The sequence below is a fragment of the Pseudomonas sp. I2 genome (assembly GCF_040984075.1).
GTDB lineage: Bacteria > Pseudomonadota > Gammaproteobacteria > Pseudomonadales > Pseudomonadaceae > Aquipseudomonas > Aquipseudomonas guariconensis_B.
The window spans coordinates 38,589-47,983 of record NZ_JBCGFQ010000043.1; the positions used below are offsets into that span (position 1 = coordinate 38,589).

Consider the following 9,395-nt stretch of genomic DNA (forward strand, 5'->3'; position numbering starts at 1 on the left):
CCTGATGTTATGGTCAAGCACACCGAACCCGATCACACATTGATGAAGATGCCGTCCCTGCGCGCCGTCAAGGCCTTCGTCGCGGCGGCCCGCTCGATCTTCTTCGATGCCGTGCAGCTTTCGTTCACCAATATCGCCCAGACGGCGCAACGCATCCGCAACACCGACAAACCCAAGCAACGGGTGACGCTATGCTGCTCGCCGGCCTTCGCCAACTTCTGGCTCAGCACCAGGTTGCCCGCCTTTTTCGACACCTATCCAGAAATAGACCTGAACCATCGCGTTCGAGTGGTCATCCTCCCAAGACCTGGATGGATAACCTCAGCTCATCAGATGACCCGTGTAAATGTCGCTGTATTCCACTTTCCCGCAACACTAACCTTCACCTTGATGCTGTGCAGCGCTTCGAGGTGAAGGTTAGTGTTGCGGGAGGTCTGGATAAATGAATAATTCATTCGTCCATCCGGATATCAATCGCCCTGCAAAAGTTCTCTTTCAGCGGACCCCGTGAAAACATTCATGTTGCGTGAAGAACAACGCCATACCGACTGATTTTTTCACTCACAAAAGAAGCGCGCCCAAAAAATATACAGCCAAAACAAGAAGAGGTTATTCCATATGTCCGCATTCCCGTTTTCCGGTATCAACCTGGCTATCACTACGCCCTTCGATACCCAAGGCAATATCGACTATGCCCGCTTCGAAACCCTGATCGAGGGTTATATCGCCGCTGGCGTGCATGGCTTCGTGCTCAGTTCCGGCACTGGCATGCACGTCTACCTGAGCAAGGAAGAATCCAAGGAGTTGGTCGCCTTCGGCGCCAAGGTCATCGCTGGCCGTGCCCGGGTGATCGCCCAGACCTCCGCGCTGCTGGTCGAGGACGTGCTGGAACGCACCCGGCATGCCGCCGATTGCGGGGCCGACGGGGTCATGGTGCTGCCGCCGTTCTTCGAAGGCCCGACCGACGACCAGGGCATCGTCGACTTCTACACCACGGTCTGCCAGGCGGGCCTGCCGGTCATCGGCTACAACGTGCCCCAGGCCGTAGGCGTGGAAGTGACTCCGGCATTGTTTGGCAAGCTCAGCGAAATCCCCAACTTCGTGTCGGTCAAGGACAGCAGCGGCGACCTCGCTGCCCAGGCCTCGCTGATCCGCACGGGCCTGCCCACCATGAACGGCGCCGATCCGCTGGCGCCCTATGCCCTGTATGCTGGCGCCGCGGGCCTGATCTGGGGCGGCGCCAACATGGCGCCACGCACCTGCGTCGCCTTCGTCAATGCGGCCATGGAGCGCCAGTGGGAGCGTGCCCGCGAGATCTGGCGCGAACTGGAGCCGGTCATGTCGTTGATCTGGCAAGGCGACTACGTGCAGTCGGTCTACGCAGGCGCGCAACTGAGCGGCTATGGCGCCGGCAACCCACGCCGCCCGCTGGCTCGTCTGTCGGCGGAAAAGCTCGAGGTGCTCAAGGCCGCCCTGGGCCCGCTGGCCTCGCGCGAAGCCGGCCTGGCCTGACACCTCGACATGTACGTGGCCAAGAAGTTTCCCAAGCACGCCAGCCTGTCCGGCTGGGTGGGCCTACTGCCACCGCGCACGCCCAGGCCGTCCCTCGACAGCGCCGTCACGGCCGACGTCGCCATCAATGACGCCCGGGCGTGCTCAGAAGCACAACCTGAGCATGTCCGCCAAGCGTCGGTCATCCGCGCTGCGTGACCGGCAGCAGGCCTTCAGCACTTGCTGCAGGCAGCGCACGAAACAGCGCGCGGCCGGGTCCAGCACCTGGTCGCGCAGCTGAATCACGCTGATATCCCCCTCCTCCAACGGCTCGTCCAGCGCCAGGGCGCGTGCCTTGTCGCGCAGTGGCTCGCACAGCAGCATCGGCGCGGGCGAATAGCCGAGCATGCCGGCATCGATGATCAGGCTGCTGAGCATGGCGCTGGACTGGGCGCAGACGATGCGCCCCGGCTCGAGGTCCAGGCCATGGCGGCCGAACAACTGCTGCATCAGCGAGTGCTGGCCTGTCTGGGTGAAGTTCATGACCCAGTCGTGCTCCAGCAACTGGCCGAGCGAGCGCGCCTCCTGCAACGGGTGGCCGATGCGTGCCAGCACCTGCATGGGGTAGTGCGCCAACACCTGGTGGCTGAACTCCTGGGCCGGCAGCCCCCCGGCCGGGCCCAGGGCGAACTGCATCTGGCCGCTGCGCAACAGCGACAGGCTGACCGCCTGCAGGCCTTCGTAGAGCTCCAGTTGCACCGCCGGCATCGCCTGGCGAAAGGCTTGCAGCGCCGCGCCCAGCAGGGTCTGCCCGAACCAGGGCGTGATCCCCACGCACAAGCGGCTCGGCGTTTCCCCCCGCAGACTGGCCAGGTCGCGCTGGGCCTTTTCCAACTGGCTGGCGATCTGCCGGGCATGCGGCAGCAGGGTCAGGCCCGCCGTGGTCAGGCGCGCGCCGCCGGCATGCCGGGCCAGCAACGCCAGCCCCTGCTCTTGCTCCAATTCACGCAAGGCACGGGTGATCGCCGCCTGGGACAACGCCAGCGCCCGGGCGGCGGAACGGATGCCACCGTGGTCGGCCACGGCGATCAGGGCCTGTAGCTGGTGCAGCTTCACGAAGAGTCTCCTGCCTGAACACCAAGGGTCGTCATGACAACATTTTTGCGGCTTATGCCCAGCCAGCGGGGGCGCTAGGTTAAAGCACGAGGCCAGGGCCGCCAACGGGCCCTGCAGTGTCGCCTCGCTGACCAGGAAAGAACAATATGCATAACACCTGCATCGCCCCCGGCATCGCCGCCATCACCCCGGCCATGGTCGAGCTGCGCCGGGCCATCCACCGCCAGCCCGAACTGGGCTTCGAAGAGTTCGCCACCCGTGCGCGGGTGATCGACCACCTGCAGCAGTGGGGCTACGAGGTCCACCAGGGCCTGGCCGGCACCGCCGTGGTCGGCACCCTGCGCAATGGCGCAGGCCCCACGCTGGGCCTGCGCGCCGAGCTCGATGCCCTGCCGATCGCCGAACAGAGCGGCCGCCCCTGGGCCAGCACGGTACCGGGCAAGATGCACGCCTGCGGCCATGACGGGCACACCGCCATGCTCCTGGCGGCAGCTTGCGAACTGGCCCGCGAGCGCCACTGGCGCGGCACCCTGCACCTGTTCTTCCAGCCCGCCGAGGAAGGCCACGGCGGCTCCGGCGCCAAGCGCATGCTCGACGAAGGCGTGTTCGAACGCTTCCCCTGCGACGCCCTGTTCGCCCTGCACAACTCCCCCGGCATGCCGGTCGGCCAGTTCGGCGTGCTCGCCGGGCCGCGCATGGCCTCTACCGACAGCGTGACCATCGTCATCCACGGCCAGGGCGGCCACGGCGCGATGCCCGACAAGACAGTCGACCCGGTGGTGGTCGGCGCTTCGCTGGTCCTGGCGTTGCAGACCATCGTGTCGCGCAACGTGCCGCCGAGCGAGACCGCGATCATCACCGTGGGCGCCTTGCTCGCCGGCGATGCCGCCAACGTCATTCCCGACCGGGCCGAACTGCGCCTGAGCGTGCGCACGCTCGACCCCGAGGTCCGCCACCTGCTGCGCCAGCGGATCGCCACCCTCGCCGAGCTGCACGCCCAGGGCTATGGCGCCACGGCCGACGTGAGCTTCGGCGAAGGCTACCCGGTGCTGGTCAACGACCCAGAGGCCAGCCAACTGGCCGAACAGGTGATACGCGACTGGCTCGGCGACGAGGGCCTGGCGCCACGGCAGCAGCCGATCTGCGCCAGCGACGACTTCGCCTTCTGGCTGGAGCAGGTCCCCGGTTGCTACCTGCTGATCGGCAATGGCCACGGCAGCGGCACCTGCGAGGTCCACAACCCTGGCTACGACTTCAACGACCTGGCACTGCCCCTGGGCGCCACCTTCTGGGTGCGGCTGGCGCAACGTTTCCTGGCCTGACGGCCATCGCAAGAGAGCACAGACGATGACAACAAAAACAACAGACTTCGCCATCGACACCCACAGCCGGCCACCCAGCAAGCGCCGGGCGATCGCCGCGATCTGCGTGGGCAATGCCCTGGAGTTCTACGATTTTCTGGTCTACAGCCTGCTGGCCACGCTCATGGCACGGCTGTTCTTTCCCTTCAGCGACCATCCGTTGATTCCGCTGATGCTGTCGCTGGCGGTGTTCGGCACCGGCTTCGTCATGCGCCCCCTGGGCGGCTTGGTGATCGGCCTGTACGCCGACCGTGCCGGGCGCAAGGCGGCCATGCGCCTGACCCTGTGGCTGATGGCGATCGGCTCGCTGCTGTTCACCGTCGCGCCCACCTATGCCCAGGCCGGCCTGCTCGGCCCAGCGGTGGTGATCGTCGCGCGGCTCTTGCAGGGCTTCGCAGTGGGCGGGCAGATCGGCACCTCGACCACCATGCTCATGGAGTATGCCGACAAGCATTCGCGCGGCTACTACTGCAGCTGGCAGACCTTCAGTCAGAGCCTGGGCATCTGCCTGGGCGGGCTGATGGTCACCCTGTTGAGCACCCTGCTCAGCCCCGAGGCCATGGACAGCTGGGGCTGGCGCCTGATCTTCGCCCTGGGCATCCTGGCCATCCCGGTCAGCGAGTACATCCGCCATCGCCTGGAAGAAACCCAGGCCCACCGCCAGATCGTGCGCAGCGGCGCGGCGGTGTCCCAGGGCAGGCAACTGGCCGTGCTGCTGCAGCACCCACGGCAGATGCTGGCGGGCGTGCTGCTGGTGATCGGCGCCACCGTGCCGATCTACACCATCCAGTTCTACCTGGCCAACCATGCCATCGGCGTACTCGGCATGCCCCTGGCCAGCGGCACCTGGGCGGCGATCGTCGCCTGCCTGCCGCCCCTGCTGCTCTCGGCCCATGCCGGTCGACTGAGCGACCGCATCGGCCGGCGCAAGGCGATCTTCTGGCCCTTGCCGATCCTGCTGCTGGCGATCTACCCGGCCTTCCTGCTGCTCAACCAGCACCCCAACCTGGGCGTGCTGCTCGGCGTGGTGACCCTGCTGAGCATCCCGCTGACCTACACCATCGTGCCCAACCTGGCGATCCTGCCGGAGCTGTTTCCCACCCACATCCGTGCCAGCGGCATGTCTTTGGCCTATTGCATCGGCGTGGCCCTGTTCGGCGGTTTCGCCCAGTTCTTCGCCGCTGGCCTGGTCAGCCTCACCGGCAACAGCAATGCACCGGCGTTCTACATCATCGCGGCGATCCTGCTGTCGCTGGTGGGCCTGAAGCTGGTGCCGGAAACCGCTGGCAAGGACCTCGACTGACCCCTCGGCTCACGGACGAGCCCTCCCCTTCACTGCCCTGGGCCTCCCGCCTACGGCACCCGGATGCGCCGAAAACAAGAACAACAGGTGAAACCTCATGCTCCATCGCCCTGCCACGCTGCTCTGCAGTGCCCTGCTGGCCTCCGATGTGCTGGCCGCTCCCCACGGCCTTGTCGAAGACAGCCAACTGGAGTTGCGCAACCGCAACTTCTACTTCAACCGCGACCTGCGCAACGGCGCCAGCAACGGCCAGGGCGACAATGCCGCCCGGCCTGCGGACGAACGCAAGGGTTACCGCGAGGAATGGGCCCATGGCCTGATGCTTGGCCTCGACTCCGGGTTCACCCAGGGCACCCTGGGCCTGGGGCTCGATGCCCATGCCCACCTCGGCCTCAAGCTCGACAGCGGCGCGGGGCGCACCGGCACCCTGCTGTTGCCGGTGCGCCATGACCGCCAGCGCGACGCCGAAGTGGCGGACGACTACAGCCATGCCGGCGCCGCGCTCAAGGCACGCTGGCGCGGCAACGAACTGAAATGGGGCGAGATGCGCACCTCGACGCCGGTGTTCACCACCGCCGACAGCCGCCTGCTACCCGAACTGGCCACCGGCCTGTACCTGCGCAACGACACCCTGCCCGGCCTGCTGGTCGAGGCAGGCCACTTCACCGCCTACCACGGCTTCGCCTCCAGCAATGACGACGATAGCCTGCGCACCCGCTATTCCGACGTGGCGGTACGCAGCCTGGATTTTCTCGGGGCCAGCTATTCGTTCAGCGATACCCTGCGCGCGAAACTGTTCCATGCCCGCGCCGAGGACAACTGGCTGCAGTACTACCTGAACCTCAACCAGGACCTGCCGTTCACGCGGTCCAGCGGCCTGAACCTCGATCTGCAGCTGTACCGCAGCGACGCCACCGGGCGGGAACTGTCCGGCCCCGTCGCCAACACCAGCTGGAGCCTGGCCGGAGCCTGGCGCCACGGTCCGCACCGCATCACCCTGGCCTACCAGCAGATCGACGGCGATACACCGTTCGACTATGTCGGTGGCCTGTCCATCGACCTGGCCAACTCGGTGCAGCTATCGGACTTCAACGCCCCCGGCATGAAATCCCGCCAGGCACGCTACGACCTCAACCTGGCCGGCTATGGCGTCCCTGGCCTGAGCTTCATGACCCGCTACGTCACCGGCTCCGGCGCCAGCGACCGGCACTGGCGCCCCGGCCAGCGCTATGCGGGCGGGGCATTGTCCACCTATGGCCAGTATGACGGCGCGAAATGGCACGAACTGGACATGGAGGTGCGCTACGTGGTGCAGGCAGGACCGGCCCGCGACCTCTCCCTGCGCACCCGCGTGGCCAGCTACCGAGGCAACCGACAGGCCCAGGCCGACCTGCCGGACATCAATGAAGTGCGGCTGATCGTCGAATATCCGCTGAGCCTGTAGAACGGGCGGTGCCAACCCTTTGGAGAAAAACGAAAACACCCAGGATATGCACTACGCTAAAGCAGCGCGGATACTTGCGCAGCGCAGGTGTCGGCCAGTTCTCAGACGACGTCAATACCGGAGATTTTCATGGGCGGTTACTACGAATTGAAACGCAGCGGCGATCAGTACATGTTCAACCTGAAAGCCGGGAACAACGAAATCATTCTCACCAGCGAACGCTATACCACCAAAGCCAGCGCACAGGACGGCATCGCTTCGGTCCGCCAGAATGCGTCGAGCGATGCCAGGTATCAACGCAAGACGGCAGCCGACGGTTCGCCCTATTTCACCTTGACCGCGGCAAACGGCCAGGTCATCGGGCGCAGTGAAATGTACTCCAGCACGTCGGCCCGGGATAACGGCATCGCCTCCGTCAAAACCAACGGGGCCACGACCACGGTGAAGGACAACACCTGACCCCTCCGCCGGGCAGCCCTACAGCGCTGCCCGGCAATCGGCACTGTTGCTGCAGAAAACATCATTGCCTCCAGGCAGGCGCAAGCACGACACCCTTGCGGTGAGCATCGAGGAGTACAGGTTCACAGAAGCGCCACAGTTGCTCGAGAACGGAGCTCACCCGGCCGGCGAGTTGCAGGGGGCCAATGACACTGTCCTCGGGCACGGAGCGTTCGAGGACAAGATGCAACATCTGCCGCCGCATTTCGGTGGGCGGATGGGTGGTAGACAGCGGTATGTCGGCCTCGCCCGTCCTGATGACACTGACTGCCCGCTCGACGATTTCGATGCAACCGAAGAAAAACTCAGCGCCCCAGAAACTCAATGAAAGATCGAACCCTCTTTTCCCCATGACGGCGAGCATGAATTCGAGCCCACGGACATCCGCCTCGAACTCTTCGTTCCAGTTCGTGGTTATTTCGTCGATATCTTCACCGGCGATGACGGCCCGCTTCGTCTCATCGCCATTCAGGTGCCCGCTGACCAGATGCCCGTACTCATGCCCCAGGACGAACAACTCGAGGGCATCGCGCAATGCGCTGGCAATCCCATCGTAATTGGGCTCTGGCAAGTAAGACGTGGCCAGGTGCGGGTGCCCGCCCACGATGTACGCCAGCAGCACCTCCAGGAACTTCTCGGGAAGTTCCGGCCTGGCTGCCAGTTCCTGTTGCCAGTCTGCCGGGTCGACAGAAAACATCAGGCGCCCCTCGCTGTCGCCTTTGAACGGGAATGTTCTGGAAACCGCCTTGGCCGCGAGGTTGGCGAAACCAAAGAGCCCGTCTTCGATGAGGATGATGACGTGGTCGAGCCCGGGTGCCTTGAGCGCCATGCCATTGACTCGCCCTGTGGGGAGCGTTCCGAACAGGGGCGCAGGATCCAGCTTCATGTTCTGCCCGCTCAGCACCTCCTCTATTTCCTTGGTCATCCTGACCAAGAGCGAATACCACGCGGGGTCCTGATAGGTGCTGATCACGGTGTCGGGGCCACCGCGCAGTTCTTGCAGCGCCATTTCCCGGAACACCTCGAACGGCGTTCCTCGATGGCGAACCTGAGACTCGTAGTACCTGCGGATGAATGCTTCCTGGAATTCGAGGTAGTCGGCTGTCGCCCAGTCTGGCTCGATGCCCAGGTGTTCATACGTATGCCGCTGGAGTTGTTCGAGATAAGCAAGTGCCTCTTGCGTGTCGGTCGTCATGTCTGCACCTGCGATCGAATGGCATTCATTTCTTCCTTATCGTGAACTCCAGCCCCGTGCTGCCCTTGAGCGAGCCCTTTGCCAGGGAGACGACTGAAACTTCGCCTGACGCATCGAAGGCCAGGCTGAATGAAATCTCGGTAACCACATGCGTTGCGCTTTCGTCCGTGACCTCGGACAGCAGTTCGAAAATACCCTGCAGCGTCCCGTCGATGCTTTTCTTGAGCACGTCACTGCCAAGTTCCACGACCCGCTGACCCAGCGCATCGAACCCGGGCACAGGTAAGGCGCTCTTCGTTCTGGGCGGCTCTTCATTAACCAATAATCGAATTTTCCTGGCCATGCGAAGCACTCTTGTTGGGTGAGAACTGCTCTGGCATTCCTGGCGAACGATGCTCGGTTCAGTGTAGCTGTCTCGATGGGCTTGTGTGCTGTGAGGGCCTAGGGCCGCTGCGCGCCCCAGTATGGGCGACACATCCAACTGTGCAGACAGCACCGCACTACGTAGTACTACGTAGTCCTCCCGCGTATTACTGCGAATTTTCTCCCAAGCCCAGTGCGCGGACAGTGTGCAGCGCCCTACCCGGGCCCAAACAACAACAAAGACCGCCGCAGGTAACCCACCCGTGGCAGGAGAAAACTCGATGACCAATCTGGCTACCCGAATTGCCTGGTTCGCCGTTGCCCTGCTTGGCGCATTCGCGCTCGGCACCCTGGCCTTGCGCAGGGGCGAAGCCATCAATGCCTTGTGGATCGTAACCGCCGCCGTGGCCATCTACCTGGTCGCCTACCGCTACTACAGCCTGTTCATCGCCACCAAGGTGATGCAGCTCGACCCTACACGTGCAACCCCCGCCGTACTCAACAACGATGGCCTGGACTACGTCCCGACCAACAAGCACATCCTCTTCGGCCACCACTTCGCCGCCATCGCCGGCGCCGGCCCCCTGGTCGGCCCGGTGCTCGCCGCGCAGATGGGCTACCTGC

The 9,395-nt window shown here is 64.4% G+C and carries 9 protein-coding genes and 1 pseudogene; 7 read left to right on the top strand and 3 right to left on the bottom strand.

The genetic code is table 11. From position 1 onward, the window contains the following. Positions 1–9: 9 nt before the first annotated feature. Positions 10–276: pseudogene (locus WCE05_RS20070) on the top strand (LysR family transcriptional regulator); the annotation flags it as partial. A gap of 342 nt (positions 277–618) precedes the next feature. Beyond that, positions 619–1,512 carry a dihydrodipicolinate synthase family protein gene (locus tag WCE05_RS20075; protein WP_368816437.1) on the top strand — a complete coding sequence of 298 codons (894 nt, stop codon included), beginning with the start codon at positions 619–621 and terminating at the stop codon, positions 1,510–1,512. Between the two features lie 144 nt (positions 1,513–1,656). Here the strand turns inward: WCE05_RS20075 and WCE05_RS20080 are convergent, their stop codons facing one another. Next, positions 1,657–2,607 (bottom strand): LysR family transcriptional regulator, encoded by a 951-nt coding sequence (locus WCE05_RS20080; protein WP_368816438.1) that lies wholly within the window; start codon positions 2,605–2,607, stop codon positions 1,657–1,659. A 146-nt stretch (positions 2,608–2,753) separates the two neighbouring features. Between WCE05_RS20080 and WCE05_RS20085 the strand changes: the two genes are divergently transcribed. From WCE05_RS20085 to WCE05_RS20100, 4 genes are all read left to right on the top strand, one after another. Further along, entirely contained in the window at positions 2,754–3,929 is a 1,176-nt protein-coding gene (locus WCE05_RS20085; RefSeq protein ID WP_225790783.1) for a M20 aminoacylase family protein, read from the top strand. Positions 3,930–3,954: 25 nt separating this feature from the next. Beyond that, positions 3,955–5,271 (top strand): MFS transporter, encoded by a 1,317-nt coding sequence (locus WCE05_RS20090; protein WP_225790782.1) that lies wholly within the window; start codon positions 3,955–3,957, stop codon positions 5,269–5,271. A 97-nt stretch (positions 5,272–5,368) separates the two neighbouring features. Next, positions 5,369–6,715 carry an OprD family porin gene (locus WCE05_RS20095; RefSeq protein ID WP_368816439.1) on the top strand — a complete coding sequence of 449 codons (1,347 nt, stop codon included), beginning with the start codon at positions 5,369–5,371 and terminating at the stop codon, positions 6,713–6,715. Between the two features lie 129 nt (positions 6,716–6,844). Continuing rightward, positions 6,845–7,174: a YegP family protein gene (locus tag WCE05_RS20100; RefSeq protein ID WP_368816440.1), complete on the top strand. Its 330-nt coding sequence runs from the start codon at positions 6,845–6,847 to the stop codon at positions 7,172–7,174. A 61-nt stretch (positions 7,175–7,235) separates the two neighbouring features. On the opposite strand, the gene WCE05_RS20105 is transcribed toward WCE05_RS20100, so the two are convergent. Both WCE05_RS20105 and WCE05_RS20110 read right to left on the bottom strand, forming a co-directional pair. Continuing rightward, positions 7,236–8,408 carry a hypothetical protein gene (locus WCE05_RS20105; protein ID WP_368816441.1) on the bottom strand — a complete coding sequence of 391 codons (1,173 nt, stop codon included), beginning with the start codon at positions 8,406–8,408 and terminating at the stop codon, positions 7,236–7,238. A 25-nt stretch (positions 8,409–8,433) separates the two neighbouring features. Beyond that, complete coding sequence (locus WCE05_RS20110) at positions 8,434–8,751, bottom strand: hypothetical protein (protein ID WP_225790778.1); 318 nt, start codon at positions 8,749–8,751, stop codon at positions 8,434–8,436. Positions 8,752–9,052: 301 nt separating this feature from the next. On the opposite strand from WCE05_RS20110, the gene WCE05_RS20115 reads away from it, so the two are divergent. Continuing rightward, positions 9,053–9,395 (top strand): carbon starvation CstA family protein (locus WCE05_RS20115; protein WP_368816442.1); only part of this gene is annotated, 343 nt, incomplete at its 3' end.

Coding starts and splice junctions, on each gene's coding strand:
- WCE05_RS20105 (WP_368816441.1), bottom strand. CDS start 8,408: ATGACGACCGACACGCAAGAGGCACTTGCTTATCTCGAACAACTCCAG.
- WCE05_RS20095 (WP_368816439.1), top strand. CDS start 5,369: ATGCTCCATCGCCCTGCCACGCTGCTCTGCAGTGCCCTGCTGGCCTCC.
- WCE05_RS20110 (WP_225790778.1), bottom strand. CDS start 8,751: ATGGCCAGGAAAATTCGATTATTGGTTAATGAAGAGCCGCCCAGAACG.
- WCE05_RS20100 (WP_368816440.1), top strand. CDS start 6,845: ATGGGCGGTTACTACGAATTGAAACGCAGCGGCGATCAGTACATGTTC.
- WCE05_RS20085 (WP_225790783.1), top strand. CDS start 2,754: ATGCATAACACCTGCATCGCCCCCGGCATCGCCGCCATCACCCCGGCC.
- WCE05_RS20090 (WP_225790782.1), top strand. CDS start 3,955: ATGACAACAAAAACAACAGACTTCGCCATCGACACCCACAGCCGGCCA.
- WCE05_RS20075 (WP_368816437.1), top strand. CDS start 619: ATGTCCGCATTCCCGTTTTCCGGTATCAACCTGGCTATCACTACGCCC.